Annotated in this window: 17 protein-coding genes and 1 pseudogene; 11 read left to right on the top strand and 7 right to left on the bottom strand. The window is 74.0% G+C overall.

The genetic code is table 11. The features are described 5' to 3' along the window. Nucleotides 1-14: 14 nt before the first annotated feature. The 3 genes from E6U81_RS24135 to E6U81_RS39975 all read left to right on the top strand — a co-directional run bounded on the left by E6U81_RS24135 (nucleotide 15) and on the right by E6U81_RS39975 (nucleotide 1,204). Nucleotides 15-254, top strand: a complete 240-nt coding sequence (locus tag E6U81_RS24135; protein ID WP_136232185.1) for a hypothetical protein — start codon at nucleotides 15-17, stop codon at nucleotides 252-254. A gap of 95 nt (nucleotides 255-349) precedes the next feature. Next, on the top strand, nucleotides 350-541 hold the full coding sequence (locus E6U81_RS39980) for a hypothetical protein (RefSeq protein ID WP_168714721.1): 192 nt from the start codon (nucleotides 350-352) through the stop codon (nucleotides 539-541). 108 nt (nucleotides 542-649) lie between these two features. Then, nucleotides 650-1,204 carry a hypothetical protein gene (locus E6U81_RS39975; RefSeq protein WP_168714720.1) on the top strand — a complete coding sequence of 185 codons (555 nt, stop codon included), beginning with the start codon at nucleotides 650-652 and terminating at the stop codon, nucleotides 1,202-1,204. A gap of 17 nt (nucleotides 1,205-1,221) precedes the next feature. Here the strand turns inward: E6U81_RS39975 and E6U81_RS41970 are convergent. Then, nucleotides 1,222-2,100: pseudogene (locus E6U81_RS41970) on the bottom strand (DUF6777 domain-containing protein); the annotation flags it as partial. Between the two features lie 60 nt (nucleotides 2,101-2,160). Here E6U81_RS41970 and E6U81_RS24125 point away from each other — a divergent pair. Then, nucleotides 2,161-3,444 carry a streptophobe family protein gene (locus E6U81_RS24125; RefSeq protein ID WP_136232184.1) on the top strand — a complete coding sequence of 428 codons (1,284 nt, stop codon included), beginning with the start codon at nucleotides 2,161-2,163 and terminating at the stop codon, nucleotides 3,442-3,444. Nucleotides 3,445-3,460: 16 nt separating this feature from the next. Here E6U81_RS24125 and E6U81_RS24120 read toward each other — a convergent pair whose 3' ends face one another. After that, nucleotides 3,461-4,129 carry a hypothetical protein gene (locus E6U81_RS24120; RefSeq protein ID WP_240803986.1) on the bottom strand — a complete coding sequence of 223 codons (669 nt, stop codon included), beginning with the start codon at nucleotides 4,127-4,129 and terminating at the stop codon, nucleotides 3,461-3,463. Nucleotides 4,130-4,134: 5 nt separating this feature from the next. After that, on the bottom strand, nucleotides 4,135-6,519 hold the full coding sequence (locus tag E6U81_RS24115) for an FHA domain-containing protein (RefSeq protein ID WP_136232183.1): 2,385 nt from the start codon (nucleotides 6,517-6,519) through the stop codon (nucleotides 4,135-4,137). A 180-nt stretch (nucleotides 6,520-6,699) separates the two neighbouring features. On the opposite strand from E6U81_RS24115, the gene E6U81_RS24110 reads away from it, so the two are divergent. The 5 genes from E6U81_RS24110 to E6U81_RS24090 all read left to right on the top strand — a co-directional run bounded on the left by E6U81_RS24110 (nucleotide 6,700) and on the right by E6U81_RS24090 (nucleotide 11,905). After that, nucleotides 6,700-7,713: a cation diffusion facilitator family transporter gene (locus E6U81_RS24110; protein WP_136232182.1), complete on the top strand. Its 1,014-nt coding sequence runs from the start codon at nucleotides 6,700-6,702 to the stop codon at nucleotides 7,711-7,713. A gap of 30 nt (nucleotides 7,714-7,743) precedes the next feature. Next, a complete protein-coding gene (locus E6U81_RS24105; protein WP_136232181.1) occupies nucleotides 7,744-8,226 on the top strand; it encodes an NUDIX domain-containing protein in 483 nt (160 codons plus the stop codon). A 48-nt stretch (nucleotides 8,227-8,274) separates the two neighbouring features. Further along, complete coding sequence (locus E6U81_RS24100) at nucleotides 8,275-9,525, top strand: Tm-1-like ATP-binding domain-containing protein (protein ID WP_136232180.1); 1,251 nt, start codon at nucleotides 8,275-8,277, stop codon at nucleotides 9,523-9,525. Between the two features lie 152 nt (nucleotides 9,526-9,677). Next, nucleotides 9,678-11,297 (top strand): serine/threonine-protein kinase, encoded by a 1,620-nt coding sequence (locus tag E6U81_RS24095; protein WP_136232179.1) that lies wholly within the window; start codon nucleotides 9,678-9,680, stop codon nucleotides 11,295-11,297. Further along, nucleotides 11,294-11,905, top strand: coding sequence for a hypothetical protein (locus E6U81_RS24090; RefSeq protein WP_136232178.1), 612 nt, complete (start codon nucleotides 11,294-11,296; stop codon nucleotides 11,903-11,905). Before E6U81_RS24095 ends, E6U81_RS24090 begins: the two co-directional genes overlap by 4 nt. On the opposite strand, the gene E6U81_RS24085 is transcribed toward E6U81_RS24090, so the two are convergent. Together E6U81_RS24085 and E6U81_RS24080 are read right to left on the bottom strand one after the other, a co-directional pair. Beyond that, nucleotides 11,883-12,209: a DUF6191 domain-containing protein gene (locus E6U81_RS24085; protein WP_136232177.1), complete on the bottom strand. Its 327-nt coding sequence runs from the start codon at nucleotides 12,207-12,209 to the stop codon at nucleotides 11,883-11,885. The two genes, E6U81_RS24090 and E6U81_RS24085, sit on opposite strands and share 23 nt — an antisense overlap. 91 nt (nucleotides 12,210-12,300) lie before the next feature. Then, the gene (locus E6U81_RS24080) at nucleotides 12,301-13,590 is read right to left on the bottom strand and encodes a bifunctional GNAT family N-acetyltransferase/ATP-binding protein (RefSeq protein ID WP_136232176.1); all 1,290 of its coding nucleotides are present in this window, start codon (nucleotides 13,588-13,590) and stop codon (nucleotides 12,301-12,303) included. Between the two features lie 160 nt (nucleotides 13,591-13,750). Between E6U81_RS24080 and E6U81_RS24075 the strand changes: the two genes are divergently transcribed. Both E6U81_RS24075 and E6U81_RS24070 read left to right on the top strand, forming a co-directional pair. Next, nucleotides 13,751-15,205, top strand: coding sequence for a glycosyltransferase family 39 protein (locus tag E6U81_RS24075; protein ID WP_136232175.1), 1,455 nt, complete (start codon nucleotides 13,751-13,753; stop codon nucleotides 15,203-15,205). A gap of 162 nt (nucleotides 15,206-15,367) precedes the next feature. Next, a complete protein-coding gene (locus tag E6U81_RS24070; RefSeq protein ID WP_136232174.1) occupies nucleotides 15,368-16,144 on the top strand; it encodes a trypsin-like serine protease in 777 nt (258 codons plus the stop codon). Nucleotides 16,145-16,163: 19 nt separating this feature from the next. Here the strand turns inward: E6U81_RS24070 and E6U81_RS24065 are convergent, their stop codons facing one another. Continuing rightward, nucleotides 16,164-17,372 (bottom strand): acyltransferase, encoded by a 1,209-nt coding sequence (locus tag E6U81_RS24065; RefSeq protein ID WP_136232173.1) that lies wholly within the window; start codon nucleotides 17,370-17,372, stop codon nucleotides 16,164-16,166. A 112-nt stretch (nucleotides 17,373-17,484) separates the two neighbouring features. Continuing rightward, nucleotides 17,485-17,976 (bottom strand): NUDIX domain-containing protein, encoded by a 492-nt coding sequence (locus E6U81_RS24060; RefSeq protein WP_136232172.1) that lies wholly within the window; start codon nucleotides 17,974-17,976, stop codon nucleotides 17,485-17,487. Nucleotides 17,977-18,009 lie beyond the last annotated feature (33 nt).

The following is an 18,009-nucleotide window of genomic DNA, read 5'->3' as shown; positions in this document are numbered from 1 at the left end:
CCTACCGTCGGGCCATGACCTCCACCTCCGCGAAATCCCCGCTGGCAGCCGTCTCGGGGCTGCTCTGCTTCGTCCTGCTCGTCGGCGGCGCGAGCGGCCTCCTGCACGAGTGGTTCGGCTGGATCCACTTCATGGGCTTCGTCCGCTTCCTCGTTCCCGACGGCTACGAGGTCTACGGCTACGTCGTCATGGTCGCCCTCGGCGCGGTGGTGGGCGCGGCGGGCGACTCGCTCGCCCGCCGCGCCCGGAGCTGACCGGCTACCGGTTGCCGCCGTCGCCGCCGTTCCCGCCCCCGTCCTCGCGGGGCTGCTCCGCCGGCGGCGGAGCCTCAGGCTGCGGATCGACGGCCGTGCGGGTCGGTTCCGGCTTCGGCTGCGGCGCCACCGGTGACTGCGGAGCCGGCGGCCTGCTCGGCAGCCGGGGCGTACGGTCGGTCGGCGGCGGGGTCCGCGACGGCAGCCGGGGCGTGCGGTCCGTCGGAGGCGGCGTCCGTGACGGGAGCGAGGTCGTGCGGTCGGTCGGCCGGGGCGAAAGCGCCTGAGAGGGCGACGGTGACGGCCTGGGCGAGGGCGATGCCGCCGGGGACCCCGAGGGGGAACCCGACGGCGAGGGAGGTCCCGACGGTGATCCCGAAGGGGGCTTGGACGGGGTGGGCGACCCCGGGGCCGACGGCGTGGGTGACCCCGGCGCCGAGGGCGTCGGGGAGGGCTTCGGCGAGACCAGCGGGGTGCCGGACGGGGTTCCCGAGGGGGTTCCCGAAGGGGGCTTCGACGGCGTTCCCGACGGGGGCTTCGAAGGGGTCGGCGACCCGGACGGAGGCTTCGACGGGGGCTGCGACCCCGAGGGCGACGTGGTCGGGGGCTCCGACTTCGACGGCGACTTCGAGGGCGCCCCGGTGGGCGGCTTCGACGGCGATTCGGAGCCGGACGGCTTCGGAGACGTCGTGGGCGGCTTCGACCCCGATTGCGTGGGCGACTTCGACGGCGACCTGGTCGGCGGCTTCGTCGGCGGCTTCGATCCCGTGTGCGTGGGCGACTTCGGTGGCGATCCGGTCGGCTTCGGCCCGGTGTGCGTCGGGGTGACTCCCGGGCTCGGCGTGGTCGGCGGCGTCGGGATCACGGGCGGCGGGATCGGCCGGTCGGGCTTCCTCTCCTGGTGGTGGCCCTTGTCGCGCTCGAACCAGTGCCGGTTCTGGTGGTCGTAGATCACGATCTTCTTCACGGGCTGCACGGCCGGCGCGATGACGACCACCTTCGCCGGCTGGTACGAGGGCCAGGTCTGCCCGTAGCGCTTCGGCGCGGCCTTGAGCGGCACCGGCGGACCGAGCGGGTTGCCGCAGGCGCAGCGCACCCGCGGCACGCCCCGGTCGTCCACGAGCACGGCCGTCCCGGCCTGCAGCACGGCCTGGTAGCTGGTGACCTTGCCGTTCTGGAAGCCGTGGTTCGTGACCCGGGTGTCCAGCCGCAGCTGCACCGGGGTCAGCGAGCGCAGGTACGCGGGTACGGCCGCAGGCTGGATGCCGAGCGTCGCCGCGAAGGCCTGGTTCTTGGCGGGCTCCGCGCCCAGCACCTTGATCTGCTTCTCGACGTCGCAGCTCGCCACGTCCTGGGTGCCCCCGTACACGCCCGGGGCGGAGCCGCTGACGCTCCTGGTGCCCGTGGCGGTGCCCTGGGTGGTGGGGGCGGCTCCGGTCGGGGACGGTTCGGGGCTCTCCGGCGGCGGCGCGTCCTCCTTGACCACGGTGGACTCGGTGAAGGGGTCGGGACCGGCCGCGGCGGCCGGCTGGAGGAACACCTCTGCCCCGGCGCTCGGTGCGCCGTCGGGCCGGGTCAGCACCACCACCAGGGCCACGGCCGCCACCACCGCGACGAGCGCGGTGGCGAGCCGTGGAACGGACCGCCACCAGGGAACCTTGTCCGGCCCCGGACCGCCGGGACCGGCCGGACCGCCGGGCGGCCCGGTCGGCGGCGGGGGAGGAGGCACCTGCTGCCCGCCCGACAGCGGCCCGGAAGGCGGCCCGGTGGGTCGCTCTGACGACGGCTGCCTGCCGGAGGGATGTGTGCTCACGGGCTCTTCTTCCCAGGAGAAGGGAGTTCCCATCGGACCATTGTGTGCGCTGTCCGGGTGGTGCCCGCAAGCCGGGAGTGCCACGGTTGCAGGGTGAGCCAGACTCCGAGAACGGCATCGTCCGGGGGCTCCGCGAGGGCCTGGCGCGACGCCCTCGTCACCGTCGTCGCCGGCTTCGCGGCGATGATCGCGATCGCCGCGGCCGGGCTCGCGTGCGCGGGCGCGGGCGGTCTTCCGGAAGGGGCGTTCCCCCACGTGCTCGCCGCGGTCGTCGTGATGGGGGCCGGCGGTTCGGTGGAGGTGTCCGGCGACGCCGGACTGCTGGCCGGCGCGGACGCGAGCCTGTCGGTGCTCCCGCTCTCGGTGAGCCTGGCGGGCGCCCTCGCGGCCGGCTACTGCTTCCTGCGCCCGCTGCACAACCGGGCCGTCGCCGGGCCCCGGGAACTCCTCGGCCGGGCCGTCCCGTTGGTCGTGGTGTGGCTGCTCGCCCTGACCGGTGCGGCGGCCCTGGCCCGGCAGGACTTCGGCATCTCCACCGGCGACTCCACGCTCGGGGTGATCGGCGAACTCCTCGACTCCGCGCCGAAGGTGGGCTTCCGCGCGGACGTGCCCGCCACGCTCCTGTTCGGACTGGTGTGGATCCTGGGCCTGTTGCTGATCGCCCTGCTGGTGTCCCGACGCGCGCCGCTCCCGGCCGGACTGGTCCGCTTCCACACCGCGGTGCGTCCGGCAGCCTTCGCCACGACCCTGCTGCTCCTCGCGTACGTCGCGATCGGCGTCGTCGTGGGCCTGGTGGTGGCAGCCACCCAGGGCGACGCCGGCCAGACCCTCGCCGTGGTCCTGCTCGGGCTGCCGAACCTGGTCTGGATCGCGCTCACCCTGGGCTTCGGCGGCGCCTGGGAGGCGCGGGTCGACGGAGCCTTCGGGCTGCCGATGCCGCAGCTGCTGGACGAGGTGCTGCGCGATGCCGACGGGGCCCCGGTGGACGTGGCGTCGTTCGCCGCGCGGGACCCGCGGGCGTGGTGGCTGGTAGTGGTGGCCGCCGTCCTGCTGCTGGGCACGGGCGTACTCGCGGCCGTACGGTCCCCCGCGCACGTCCGGCCCTGGCAGCACGCCCTCCATCTGGGCGCGGCGCTCGGCCTCGCCACCCTCGCGGTCTGCCTGCTGTCCCGGGTTCAGGCCCAGTACGGGCTGTCCCTGCTGGGCATCGGCGAGGTGGACGCCCTCGGCGGGGAGGTCCTGCTGGACCCGGTGCTGTGGCGCACCGTCGGCCTGGGCCTGCTGTGGGGCGCGGCGGCGGGCTTCCTCGGCGGCGTCCTGGCCCGCCCGCTGCACCGCCGCGGGCTGGTCGACGAGCCCGCGGCGACGCGCGGCTGAGCCGGCGCCTTCCGCCTCACGGCGATTCCGGGTCGTGCGTGTCCACGATGCGGGTCGGGGTGGCCCCGTCGGTCCGGCCCGCCGCCGGGCCGGCGGGCGGCGCGTCCGGCCCCGCGCCGACCCCGCCGGCGTCGTCCGGATCGGTTTGCGGGGAGCCCTGCCCGGGCGGGGCACCCAGCGCGTCGATCACCGCGTAGGTCGCCAGGCGGGTGCCGTCGCCGTACATCCACCGGCCGGAGGTCTCGTCGTAGAGCCAGACCGATTCCCCGTCGACGACCACGCCCACCCGCAGCCCGCGCAGGGACCGCCGGAAGGCGTCGGTGTCGACCCGGCCGGAGGCGAGCTCGTCCACGGCGTGCCGGTAGCGCTCCAGGGCGTCGGCGCCGCGCTCCAGCAGCGGTCGCGGGTCCTCGGCGCGTACCGACGGCCGCTCCCCCGTGGTCGGCGGCGGCTGCGGGACCGCGACGAGGAGCCGTCCGTCGACCCAGGCGCTCCATCCGTTGGCGCACAGGATCTCTCCCCACTCGCCGCGCCGGGACAGCAGTTGTACGGGCAGGAAGGCGTCCAGGGCCGCGGTCGGCCGGGAGACGTCGGGGGTCTCCCAGGCGGAGAGCCCCGGGGGCGGCACCACATGGGTGGGCCGGAAGTCCGCCACGGCGATCCCGGGATCCATCGAGCTGCTCATGAGGCCTACTTCCGCATGATCACGGGCTCGTGCCGGCGCAGCAGCCTCGCGACCAGCACCCCGAACAGGACGGACAGGACCACGAGCATGCCCAGGTTGAGCAGCCATACCGCGGGGCTGTGGGCGAACAGCGGGTCGTCGGTGAGGGTGCCGGGCACGATCGCGCCGAGGTCGATGGTGCCCGCCATGGCGCCGAGGGCCCAGCGCGAGGGGACCAGCCAGGCCAGCTGCGCGATGACGGGCACGCCGTCCAGCTCCAGGAGCGCGCCGCAGAAGACCACCTGCACGATGGCGAGGAGGACCAGCAGCGGCATGGTGACCTCCTCCTTGCGGACCAGCGCGGAGACCAGCAGGCCGAGCATCATCGCGCTGAACGCCAGGAGCGCCACCGCGATGGTGATCTCCGCGAGGGGTTGCATGAGCACGCCGCGGCCGCCCGGGGCGTTCAGGTCCACGCCGTAGAGGGCGACCAGGGTCAGTACCACGGCCTGGGCGACGGTGACGGCGCCCAGTACGACGACCTTGGACATCAGGTAGGCGGAGCGGGAGAGCCCCACCGCCCGTTCCCGCCGGTAGATGACCCGCTCCTTGACCAGTTCGCGCACGGCGTTGGCGGCGCCGGTCAGGACGCCGCCGACGGACAGGATGAGCAGGGCGTTGATCGCGGTCTCCTGGGTGAGCCTGCTGCCGGCCAGGGCGCGGGCCATGGCGCCCATGACGAACGGCAGGGCGATCATGATGGCGAGGAAGGTCCGGTCCGCGGCGAGCGCGGCCGCGTAGCGCCGTACGAGGGTGGAGAGCTGGGAGCCCCAGCTCTGCGCCTTGGGGGGCGGCGGGGGCACGTGGTCGGCCGGGGAGGCGGCCTCGGCGGCCGTCCGGTACGCGCTGCCGTACCACGGCTGGCGGGCCGCGCCGAGGACGTACTTGCGGTGGGCGGTCGAGGCGGCGTACTCCCCCGCCCAGTCGCGGTCGCGCTGGTTCTCGAAGGCCTCGAAGGCCTCGGGCCACTCGGAGAAGCCGAAGTGGCCGAGGGTTTCCGCGGGCGGCCCGTAGTAGGCGATGCGCCCGCCCGGGGCGAGGACCAGCAGCCGGTCGCAGACGTCGAGGCTGAGGACGCTGTGGGTGACCACGATGACGGTGCGGCCGTCGTCGGCGAGGCCGCGCAGCATGTGCATCACCGAGCGGTCCATGCCCGGGTCGAGGCCGGAGGTGGGCTCGTCCAGGAAGAGCAGGGAGGGTTTGGTGAGGAGCTCCAGGGCGACGGACACCCGTTTGCGCTGGCCGCCGGAGAGACTGTGGATGGGCTGGGCGGCGCGCTGCTCCAGGCCGAGTTCGCCGATCACCTCGTCCACCCGCCGCCTGCGCTCGGGCTTCGCGGTGTCCTGCGGGAAGCGCAGTTCGGCGGCGTACACGAGGGCGCGCCGGACGGTGAGCTGGGAGTGGAGGATGTCGTCCTGGGGCACGAGCCCGATGCGGCTGCGCAGTTCGGCGTAGTCGCGGTAGAGGTCGCGGCCGTCGTAGAGGACGGCCCCCCGGTCGGCGGGGCGCAGTCCGGTGAGGGCGCCGAGCAGGGTGGACTTGCCGGCTCCGCTGGGGCCGATGACGGCGAGCAGGCATTTGGCGCCCACGGGGAAGGAGACCTCGTCGAGGAGGGTCTTGCGGCCGCGGTCTACGGCGACGGTGAGGCCCTGGACGTCGAGGGTGACCTCCCCCGTGTCCTCGTACTCCTGGAGCCGGTCGCCGACGAGGCAGAAGGCCAGGTGGCCGATGCCGACGATGTCGCCCTCGGTGAGGGGGACGGCGCCCGTGACGGGTGCGCCGTTCAGGTAGGTGCCGTTGTGGCTGCCGAGGTCGGCGATCTCGTAGCTGCCGTCGGCGAGGGCCCGCAGTTCGGCGTGCCGGCGCGATACGTCGAGCTCGTCGATGACGAGGTCGTTGTCGACGGCGCGGCCGATGCGCACGGCGGTGCGGGCGGGTAGCGGGAGTACGGCGCTCGGCTGCCGGAAGGTGGTGGTCATGGACGGGTTGGAGACCCGGGCCGGCCGGGCTCCGGCCGGCCCGGGGCCGGGCCCGGGAGCGATGAGGACGGCCCGCGGGCCGTCCTGTGCGTCGCCGAAGCGCAGCTCGCTGCCGACGCCGACGCTCCACTCGTGAACGCGGTGGCCGTCGGCCCAGGTGCCGTTGGTGCTGTCCTCGTCCTCGACCGTCCAGTGGTCGCCGTCGGGGCGCAGGACGGCGTGGTGCCAGGAGACGCGGGCGTCCTCGAAGCAGACCTCGCAGAGGGGGTCCCTGCCGACGTGGTAGGTCCGGCCCGGGGTCATCGTTGTGGAGCCCGTCGCTGTTTCCAGGACGAGCTCTGGCGCGGTCGGCACACCGGGGCGCTGGACCATGAGCAGATTTTCCCACGATCGCACCGGCCCGGCAGCTGTCCGACAAAACCGCAGGTCAGAGGCCTCTTATAGGTAATGACAACGGTCCCCGTTGCAGCCTTTGCCCATAGCGCCGGGGTGCGCTTCACTTCACGCGACGGGAACCGAACAAACGGCTGCCGCGACGAGACGGGGGATTCCATGACCGGGCACGACCACGGGCACGACGACCACGGCCACGGCCACGGGCCCGGCGGCCACAGCCACGGTGTGGCCGCCGACGCCGACCGCCGCTGGCTCGCCATCGCGCTCGGCCTGATCGGCGGGTTCATGGCCGTCGAGGTGGTCATCGGCGTCATGGCGCACTCGCTGGCCCTGATCTCCGACGCGGCCCACATGCTGACGGACGCCGTCTCGATCGTCCTCGCTCTGATCGCCATGCGGCTGGCGGCCCGACCGGCCCGCGGCGGTTTCACGTACGGCCTCAAGCGCGCGGAGATACTCTCCGCCCAGGCCAACGGCCTGACGCTGCTCCTGCTGGCCGCGTGGCTGGCGTACGAGGCGGTGCGCAGGCTGATGGACCCGCCGCCGGTGGAGGGCGGGCTGGTCCTGGTGACGGCGCTCGCCGGCATCCTCGTCAATGTCGCCGCGGCCTGGTGCATATCGCGGGCGAACCGGTCCTCGCTGGCGGTCGAGGGCGCCTACCAGCACGTGCTGAACGACCTGTTCGCCTTCATCGGAACGGCCGTCGCCGGTCTGGTCGTCATGACGACCGGGTTCCGGCAGGCCGACGCGATCGCCACGCTCGTGGTCGTGGTGCTGATGGTCAGGGCGGGCTACGGGCTGGTCCGCGACTCCGGGCGGATCTTCCTGGAGGCCGCGCCCGCCCACGTGGACCCGGACGCGGTCGGCGACCGGCTCGTCGGGCACCCGCCGGTCACCGAGGTGCACGACCTGCACATCTGGACGATCACCTCGGGGCAGGCCGCGCTCTCCGCGCACGTGCTGGTCGAGCCGGCGGGCGACTGCCACGCCGTGCGCCGGGAGCTGGAGCAGCTGCTGGACAAGGAGTACGGGATCACGCACACCACCCTCCAGGTGGACCACACGCAGGACTCGCTCCTCTCGGTCGGCCGGCGCGGCGAGGCCTCGTACGACCCGCACTGCGCGGACGCGCACGGGCCGGTCCACCGGGAGGGCCCGCACGATCACTGACCGGCGCCGGTACGGGGCATGTATGGGCCCATGACGTACAAGCGCAGCGCCGGACTGCTCCTCTTCCGGCGGACGGGCGGCTCGGGGGCGGAGCCGGGGGTCGAGGTCCTGCTCGGGCACATGGGCGGCCCGTTGTGGTCGGGGAGGATCTCCGGGGACTGGGCCATCCCCAAGGGCGAGTACGGGCCGGAGGAGACTCCGCGCGACGCGGCCCGCCGGGAGTTCACCGAGGAGATCGGCCTGCCCCCGCCGGAGGGCGAGTACCTGCCGCTGGGCGAGGTACGGCTCTCCAGCGGGAAGCTGGTCACCATCTGGGCGGTGGAGGCGGACCTCGATCCGGCGCTCATGGTGCCGGGCACCTTCACCCTGGAGTGGCCCCCGCATTCGGGGAACGTACAGGAGTTCCCGGAGCTGGACCGGGTGGCCTGGTGCACTCCCGAGATGGCCCAGAACATGCTGATCCCCTCGCAACTCCCCTTCCTGGAGCGACTGTTGGTACTGCTGAAGGCTTGACCAGAGCTCGTACTTGCCAACGTCCGCGCCTGCCTGGACATTGCACGTATGACGAACGTCGTGCTGGTGGGAACCCTGGACACCAAGGGTGTGGAGTACGGCTGGCTGCGCGAGAGGCTGCTGCGTGCCGGCGTCGGAGTGGTACTGGTCGACACAGGAATCATGGGTGAACCCCGGGTGGCCGCGGACGTGTCGCGCGCCGCGGTGGCCCGGGCCGCGGGAACCGAACTGTCCCTCCTTCGATCGGCCGCCGACCGGGGCGCGGCCGTGACGACGATGGCCCGGGGCGCCGAGGCGACCCTGTTGCGCCTGCACGCCGAGGGCCGGCTGCACGGAGTGCTCGCGATCGGCGGCAGCGGCGGCACCTCCATCGCCACCCGGGCGATGCGCGCCCTGCCGCTGGGCGTCCCGAAACTGATGGTCTCGTCCATGGCGTCCGGGGACACCGCCCCGTACGTGGGCTCCTCGGACATCACGATGATGTACAGCGTGGTGGACATCGCGGGGATCAACAGCGTCTCCGCGCCGATCCTGGCGAACGCCGTGGCGGCCATCGCCGGGATGGCCGGGTCCTTCGCCCGTGCCTCCGGGGAGCGCCCGCCGCGGCTGGGGACGGGTCCCCGTCCGCTGGTCGCGGCGAGCATGGCGGGCGTGACCACGTCCGGCGTGGACGCGGCGCGCGAGCGGCTGACCGAGCTCGGCTACGAGGTGCTGGTCTTCCACGTCAGCGGTACCGGCGGCCGCACGCTGGAGACCCTGGCCGCCCAGGGGATCTTCGCCGGGGTCCTGGACCTGACGCTCAGCGAGCTCGCCGACGACCTGTGCGGGGGCATCCTGACCGCGGGTCCCGACCGGCTCCGCGCGGCCGGGCGGGCGGGTGTGCCGCAGGTGGTGAGCCTGGGCGCACTGGACATGGTGAAGTTCGGCCCGCTGGAGTCCCTGCCCCGACGGGTCCTGGACCGGGGGGTCCACGTGCACAATCCGTCGATCACGGTGATCCGGACGAGCGAGGCCGAGTGCGCGGAGCTCGGCCGCCGGGTCGCCGCCAAACTCCGCGCGGCGACCGGACCCACGGCCGTCTGCGTCCCGCTCCGTGGACTGTCCACGCTCGGCGCGCCGGGTGGCCCGTACCATGACCCCCGCGCGGACGCGGCACTGTTCTCGGCACTGCGCGAGGGCTTGCGGGGCAGTGCCGCGCGGCTCTACGACTACGACACGCACATCAACGACCCGGCCTTCGGGCGGGCGGCCGCGGACCGGCTGCACGCCATGATCGGCGCGGTGTCGGCCGCTGCCTGAGACACCGGGCGCGGTTGGGAACCAGCCGTGGCGCAATCCACGTCCCATGGGGAGTCCGGTCCGGGCCGGCCGGTGAGCGGCCGGCCCGGACCGGCCTGTGACATGGACGGATCCGGCGCCGCACGGCAGGCAGCAGGCAGGGGGCAGGAACGATGAACGACACTCGGGCGGCATGGTCGGTCCCCGGTTACACGGAGGTCCGTGAGCTCGGCTCGGGCGGCAGCGGCCGGGTGGTGCTCGCCGTCCACGAGGCCACGGGCACGGCGGTCGCCGTCAAGTACCTCAGCGACCGGCTGCGCGAGGACCCCGCCTTCGTCGGGGAGTTCCGGGCCGAGGCGCGGCTCCTCGGCGGGCTGGAGTCCCCGTACGTGGTGCGCCTGTACGAGTACGTGGAGGCGCCCGGCGGCGCGGCCATCGTGATGGAACTGGTCGACGGGATCTCCCTGCGCTCGCTGCTGAAGCAGTCCGGGCGGGCCGACGCCGAGGCGGCGCTGGTGGTGCTGAAGGGGTCCCTGCTCGGGCTGGCGTCGGCACACCGCGCGGGTGTCGTCCACCGGGACTACAAGCCGGAGAACGTGCTGGTCGCGGCCGACGGCTCGTCGAAGCTGGTGGACTTCGGCATCGCGGCCAACCGCGGCAGCACGCCCGGTGTCGCCGGCACCCCCGCCTACATGGCGCCCGAGCAGTGGCAGGGCCGGCCGGCGTCGCCCGCCGCCGACGTGTACGCGGCGACGGCGACCTTCTTCGAGTGCCTCACCGGGCGCAAGCCGTACGACGGGGAGAACTTCGCGGAGCTCGCGGTCCAGCACATCGAGGCCCCGGTGCCGGAGACCGAGGCCCCGGAGCAGGTGCGTCCGCTGATCCGGCGCGGCCTCGCCAAGGCGCCCGAGCAGCGGCCGGAGAACGCCGAGGCGTTCGTGGCCGAGCTGGAGGACGTGGCGCTGGCGGCGTACGGGCCCGAGTGGGAGGAGCGCGGGCAGCGCAAGCTGGCGGCGCTGGCCGCGCTGCTGCCGCTGCTGTTCCCGTCGGCGGGGGCGCCGGCGGCGGGCACCACGGCGGTGGCGACGACGAAGCTGGACGGCGGCTCGGGCTGGGCTCCCGGCAGGCGCGGCTGGATCGCGGCGGGGACGGCCCTGGTCATGGGGGCGGTGCTGGTGCTCACGACGGACGCGATCGGCGCGGCTCCGGGCGGGGCGTCGGCGTTGAGCGCCTTCGCCACGACGAGCGCGGCCCCTCCCGGCTCGGCCTCCCCCACCCCTGGTACGTCCGTTTCCGCTTCGCCGTCGCCGAGCCCGAGCGCCTCGGCCTCCGCGAGCCCTTCGCCGTCCGCGTCCGCGTCCCCGTCGGCGTCCGCGTCGACCTGGCCGACGCCGTCGCCGAGTCCCACCACCCCGAAGCCGACGGTGAGCTGGTCTCCGACGCCGAGCCCGACGCCGACGCCGACCCTGCGGGTCACGAACGTCGCCGTGTCCCTCAAGACCGGCGTGTACCGGGGCGATGCGGGCATCACGGTCTCCTCCCAGGGCAGCGGGCCGGTGACCGTGGTGGTGGAGTGGTTCCTGGGCGGCGCGCAGGGCTCCTTCTCGGTGCCCGACGGCAGCGAGTCGTTCACGGTCCAGGGCGGCTCGACCGTCACCACGACCCGGCAGCACACCTTCACCCGCGACCGCGGCTGCTACGGCGGGGTCCGGGTGACCACCAAGCCGGCCGCGGGCAACAAGTCCGCGTCGGCCTCGCAGTACCTGCTGCGGTGTCAGGAAGTGCCCCGATGAGCGACCCCCGCGCCCCCGAGGGCGACGACTACAGCGCGACCGTCCTCGGGAGCCACTGGTTCAGCGGACCGCCCGCGCCGGCCGGGCCGGTGGAACCCGACCGGGTCGAGGGCTCCGTACTCCGCTTCGGGCCGGGCGTGACCGCCGCCATGCCGGCGCCGTTCCCGCTGGACGCGGCCGTGGCGGTGGCCGCCGTACCCCGCCGGCGGCAGGGCGCGGGCCTGCGCCGGTACGCGCTCGCCGCGGTCGTGCTGGCCGCGGTCCTCGCGTACCTCGGATGGCAGCGGTACGGGCCCGGCCTCGCGGTCCGGGAGGTGGCCGTGAGCACCGATCCGGCCGGCCCCGCCTGCGACGCGACCGCCGACGTGGTGGCCGTGGTGGGCACCAACGGCCGGCCGGGGACGCTGACCTACCGCTGGGTCCGCAGTGACGGCACCAGGTCCGAGGAGCTGACCGAGCGGGTTCCGCGCGGGCAGAGCGAGGCCCGGCTGCACCTGCTGTGGACGTTCCGGGGCACGGGCAGCTACCAGGCGAAGGCGGAGCTCCAGCTGCTGTCGCCCGCGCAGCGCACGGCGTCGGTGAACTTCACGTACCGCTGCACCCCGTAGCGGGCATCCGGATGACGGCGAGGCCGCCGTCGAGGTCGACCCGGGAGCGCGGCGGTGCGCCGTCCTCCTCGTCGTCGCGCAGGACGAGGGCGCTCTGGCGCTCCTTCAGTTCGTTCTGCTTGCCCGGCGAGAAGCTGGCGTGCAGCTGCTCGAAGCCGGTGGCCGAGATCTGCCCCTGGCGTCCGTTCCACCGCCAGGGGAGCAGGCCGGCACGGCCGGCGCGCACCAGCGCGAGGTCGAGGAAGGCCATGGCGGTGAGCAGGATGGCCAGCCCCGGAAGGGTCATGAAGATGACGAAGCCCATGGCCCGACGGTAGCCGACCCGCCCGGCCCCCGGACGGGGGGCCGGGCACCGGCGTCCGTCCCGTCCCCCGCCGCAACCGGGGGACGGAAGCTCAGAACCGCGCGTGCGCGGTGATGTCGGCCTCGAACTCGCCCGTCATCGCCGGGGTCACCGTCGGCCGGCACTGCCGGACGGCCTCCAGGTAGTCCCGCGTGGTCGCGCCGAGCTGCGCGGCCGCAGCGCCGCGCGCGCCCACCGCCTCCAGGTCCCGTTCGAAGGACACCTGTGCCGCGATCCGCGCCGCGTGCTCGATGTCGGCCGGGGTGAACAGCTCGGTCGCCCCGACCAGGGCGCTGACGTCGACGTCGGCGCGGCCGGCCGTGTAGCGGGCCCAGATCGCGGCGCGGGCCCCGGCGTCCGGGGTGCCGATGGGGATGAGGTAGTCGAAGCGCCCGGGCCGCAGGAAGGCCGGGTCGAGGGAGCGGATGGAGTTGGTGGCGCAGACCAGCAGCCGTTCGTCGCCCTCGCGGAAGCCCGGTATCAGCTTCAGCAGCTCGTTGGTGACGCCGTGGATGCCGCCGGGCTGCGCGGGCTCGGTGCGCACCGGGGCGATCTCCTCCACCTCGTCGATGAAGACGAGGACGCGCTCCAGTTCCGCGATCCTGGCGAACGCGTCGCGCAGCGCCGCGGCCAGGTTGCCCTCGTCGGCGAGGCGTGAGGGGAGCAGTTCCACGAAGGGCCAGCCGAGCCGGGAGGCGATGGCCCGGGCGAAGGTGGTCTTCCCGGTGCCGGGCGGGCCGAAGAGGGTGATGGCGCGCGGCGGCCGCACTCCGTGCGAGGCGGCGCGCTCGGGTTCGGCGAGCGGCAGCACCACGCGCCGCTCGATGAGGTCCTTCTCCTTCTCCATGCCGGCGACCTTCGACCACAGGTCGTTCGGCAGGAAGCGGCCGCCGAGGTCGTCGAGGAGGCAGGCGGCCGGTCCGTGGAGCGGCTCGGTCTTCTCGAAGTAGGCGACGGCGGGCTGCCGGGTGTAGCCGGCGTTGAGGAGGCCTTCGCCGAGCAGGTCCTCCTCGGGCAGGACGTAGGCGATGCGGCCGACGCGGGCGGCGATGAGCCGTCGTTCCAACTCGACGAGGAGGGCGCTGGCGAGGCCCCGGCCGCGCCAGCCGGCGGCGATCGCGATGCGCATGACCCAGGCGCGCTCCCCGGTGACGCAGGCGAGGGCCGCGCCGATGGGGACGCCCTGGTGGACGGCGACGACGCAGGGCTGCCGGCCGGTCAGTGCGCTGATGCACTCGGCGAGCGAGAAGACGGACTCCTGGCCGAGTTCGGCCGTGGTGTCGATCAGGTGGACCACCGCTGCGAGATCGCTCTCGCGGTAGTCGTGGATGAGCCAGTTCACCGGGTACCGCCCCTCGTTCGTGCTCCTTGCGGCGAGGCTAGGGGCGGGCGGGCCCGGCGATCTCGCGCCGCGGTGCACAACAGGCGGTCCGGAAACCCTCCGTGGCGTCCATAGACTGTGGCTTTCGCCCGAACGCCAGACCGAGGATCCCAGCACCTTCATGCGTTGCCACATACCCGCGGCCCGACGCGGGCCGCTCCTCTGTCTCGTCCCCTTCCTGTGGACCTCGGGGCTCGGTCTGTGGGGGCTCTCCCGGCAGGACAGCGTGTGGCGCGACGAGGCGGCGACCTGGCAGGTGGCCGGGCGGTCGGCGGGTGAGATCTGGCGGATGCTCGGGAACGTCGACGCCGTCCACGGGCTCTACTACCTGCTGATGCACGGCCTCTTCGAGGTGTTCGGGGCGAGTACGACGACCCTGCGCCTGCCCTCCGTGCTGGCGGTGGCGTGCGCCGCGGTGTGCGTGTCCGTGATCGGGGGCCGCCTGGCGGGCTTCTGGGCGGGGCTCGGGGGCGGGCTGTCGCTCGGGCTGCTGCCGGCCGTGCAGTTCTACCTCCAGGAGGGCAGGCCCTACGCGCTGGTCGCGGCGGGGGCCGGGCTGTCGGCCCTGCTGCTGGTGTCCCTGGTGGAGGACCGCACCGGGCGGCGGACGTGGCCGCGCTGGACGGCGTACGGGGCGGTCGTGCTGGTGTGCGCGCTGCTGAACTGGCTGTCGCTGCTGGCCCTGCCCGCGCACGCGGCGACCCTGTGGTGGGTGCGGGCGCGGCGCGCGGTGTGGCTGCGCTGGGCGGCGTACGGATCCGGGGCGGCGGCGGGGGCGCTGCCGCTGGTCCTGTTCAGCCGGGGCCAGTCCGACCAGGTGTCCTGGATACCGCCGCTGACCTGGCCGATGCTGATCGGCCCGGGCATCCTGCTGGCGATCGGCGCGCTGGGGGCGTGGGCGGACCGGCCGGACCGGTCGCGGCTCTCGGCGGCCGCGGTGGGGCTGCCGCTGCTGGTGGTGCCCCAGCTCGGGCTGATCGCGCTGTCGCTGGTCCAGCCGCTGTTCGTGGACCGGTACGTACTGTTCGGGATGGTGGGTCTGGCGCTGCTGATCGGCGCGACCCTGGGGGCTGCCGTACGGGCCTGTGCGCCCCGGTTCCCGAAGGCGTCGGCCCTGCTGGTGCCGGGCCTGGCCGCCGTCTCGGTGCTGGCCCTGCTGCCGGTGGAGCTGGGCAGGCGTGCCCCGGCCGGCCGGCTCGACGACGTGCTGGCGGTGGCCGGCGAGGTGGCCCTGCTGAAGCGGGACGGGGACGCCGTGCTGTTCGTACCGGCCGCGCGGCGGGACACGGCGCTGGTCTCCCCCGGCGCCTTCACGGGCCTGACCGACCTGGCGCTGGCCGAGAGCCCGGTGGCCTCGGCCACCCTCAAGGGCGAGGAGGCGCAGCCGGAGCGGATCCGGGAGGCGCTGCTGGAGCAGCGGCGGGTGCTGCTGGTGACGGACTCGGCGGAGGTCGCGAAGGCTCCGTCGGCGGAACGGGACAAGGCGAAGACGGCGGTGCTGCGGGAGCGGTTCGCGGTGGTGGAGGACCGGCAGGTGCGGGGGCGCCGGGTGACGGTGTACGAGCGCCGCGACTGATCCCGCGGCGGTGCGCGGCAGGGCGGCTCGTCCGGGGCTGTGTCGTTCGGAACCGTCTCGTCCGGTCATGGCCCGGGTTTCACAACGCCTTCACGGGATTCACAGGAGATTCATACGGAGCTCCGCCCTCCGGTCATAGGTTCGGCGGGCAGGGTGGAAAACATGATCCACGACACGCTCCCCCGAACGGCCCGGCGCTCCCGTGCGCGGCGGGCGTCCCGGGTCCTGCTGGCGCTGACCGCGATGGCCGCGCTGATCGGTGTGGACCTTCCCGATGCCGCCTCCGGCCCGCCGCTCGGCGTCACCGCGTGGGCCCGGCCCGGCGCCGAGGCCGACCGGGTGGGCGCGCTCTTCGCCGCCGGCCTCGACGGCGGGCACTTCTGCACCGCCGCGGTGGTGCGCAGCGACGACCGGGACGTGATCGCCACGGCGGCCCACTGCCTGGAGAAGACGGACACCACCGTCTTCGCACCGGGATACCGGGACGGGAACGCCCCGTACGGCCTGTGGAAGATCACCGGCGTGTTCGTGGCACCGGAGTGGACGGACGGGCAGGACCCGGACGCCGACATCGCCTTCGCGACGGTGGCCCCGGTGGACGGCGGGCAGACCCGCCGCGTCGAGGACCTCGTGGGCGGCTTCCCGGTCGCGGCGGAGCAGCCCGCCGGGGCCAGGGTGACGGTCATCGGATACCCGCGGACGATGGAGGCCCCGCTGCGCTGCGCCAACAGCACCGGCCTGCTCTCCCCGACCCAGCGCCGGATCGGCTGCCCGGACCTCAGCGGGGGCACCAGCGGCAGCCCCTGGCTGGTGGACGGCGCCCTGGCGGGGGTGCTCGGGGGCTACGAGGGCGGAGGGACCGTACCGGAGATCTCGTACAGCGCGGTGATGGGAGAGCAGGCGGTGGAGCTGTACCGGGAGGCCGCGGTCGACGGCTGAGGGCGGTACCGGCCGGGCTTCAGGAGCGGACGGCGGGGATGCGTTCCGCCTCGGGTGCGGACGGCTGGGCGGGGAGCCGGCCGAGCGGCGCCGGACACGGCGTCCCGGAGCGGATGTCCTGCACCCCGCGCCGCAGGCTGTCGCGCAGCAGGCGGCCCAGCGGGCGTTCGACGAGCCGGTGGACGAGCCAGGCGAGGGCCACCATGGCGACGGTCACCCCGAGGGCCAGCGGAACGGGCGCGACGTCGCCGCGGAAGTGATGGATGGCGGTCAGCCCGGCCATCATGTGGATCAGGTAGAGCGGGTAGGTGACCGCTCCGGCGTGCGGGAGCCAGCGCCACTGGACGCGGTCGAGGGCGCCGAGGGCTATGGCCGCCATGAGGGCGAAGCCGAGCACGATGATCGCGTGGGCCGGCCAGGCGGGCGTCTGCTCGGTGGCCCTGCGGCCCAGGCTGGAGATCATGCGGGCGTGCACGTGGTGCTGGGCGAGGAGGAACTGCACGCCGACCACGGCCCACAGGACGGCGTTCGGCCGGAAGCGGCGCATCAGGTGGAAGGCGATGCCCGCGATGAAGTACGGGGACGCCGACGACACCGCGAAGAAGGAGAGCAGGCCGCTGTCCACGGTCGGGGCCACGACGCCGGCGAGGGTCCAGGCCCCGCAGAACAGGACGCAGTTGCGGTAGGTCACGCCGCGCATGACGACCAGGGCGAACAGTACGTAGAACTTGAGCTCGACGAAGAGCGTCCAGTACGCGTCGTCGACGTGCGGGACCCCGACTCCGGCCTGGAGCATCGAGAGGTTCACCACGACGTCGCTGAACGACGCGACCTTGCGCACCTCGGGCCAGTTGAACAGCACGAGTGAGGTGAAGGCCACAGCCGCCCAGTAGCCGGGGAAGAGCCGCGAGACCCGGGAGACCGCGAAGTCACCCACGGTACGGCCCCAGGCGCTCATGCAGATCACGAAGCCGCTGACCAGGAAGAAGATCTCGACGCCGAGCCAGCCGTAGACGGCCAGGGCGTGCGCGGCCGGGAAGACGTCCTCGGCCGGCTCGCCCCATGCGCTGTCGAGGGCCGCGTAGTGGTAGAAGAGGACGGAGAGCGCCGCCAGCACCCGGATGCCGTCGAGGGCCGCGAGGCGCGGGCCCGGGGCTCCCGTGTGCGGGGCTCCGTCCCTCGGGCGGGCGCCCGTCCTCGGTATCCCGGACTTTCCACCTGCGCCCATTCTTCGGCCCCCGATGTCGGACGGTCCCTGGCTGACCCGTCGGATCTGCGGAACCTTACAGCGCCCTCCCGGCAGGTCCCACCCACGCCCAACATGATCGACAACACATTCGCTAGGGTGTTTCGGCGATCGCGGCGGGGACCTCGAACCAGGTGGGTTCCTCGCGCAGGGCCCGGTGGATCCGGTCCAGGGCGAAGGACTCCAGCGGGGGCAGCGCGTCCACGTCGAACCAGGCCACTTCGAGGGACTCGTGGTCGTTGGCACGTGCCTCGCCGCCCGTGGCGCGGCAGCGGAAGGTGATGTCCTGGAACTGGCAGACGTCGCCGTTGGGATAGGTGATCGGTTCGAGCATCTGGACGAGGACCACCCGCTCCGGCACGCAGCGCACGGCCGTCTCCTCGTACACCTCGCGCACGGCGGTCTCGGCCGGCTGCTCGCCCGGCTCGGCGATGCCGCCGACCACGGACCACCGCCCGGTGTCGGAGCGCCGGCCGAGCAGCACCCTGCCCCGGTCGTCGAGGACGATGGCCGTGACGCCGGGCAGCAGGAGCAGCTGGTGCCCGGCGGATGCGCGGATCCGCCGGATGAAGTCAGGTGTGGTCATCCCCCGACCCTACGAGGCCGGGAGCCGGTCACC

It is taken from the genome of Streptomyces sp. A0592 (assembly GCF_004795115.1).
GTDB classification, from domain to species: Bacteria; Actinomycetota; Actinomycetes; order Streptomycetales; family Streptomycetaceae; genus Streptomyces; species Streptomyces erythrochromogenes.
This window is presented reverse-complemented; position numbering and strand designations above follow the sequence as displayed.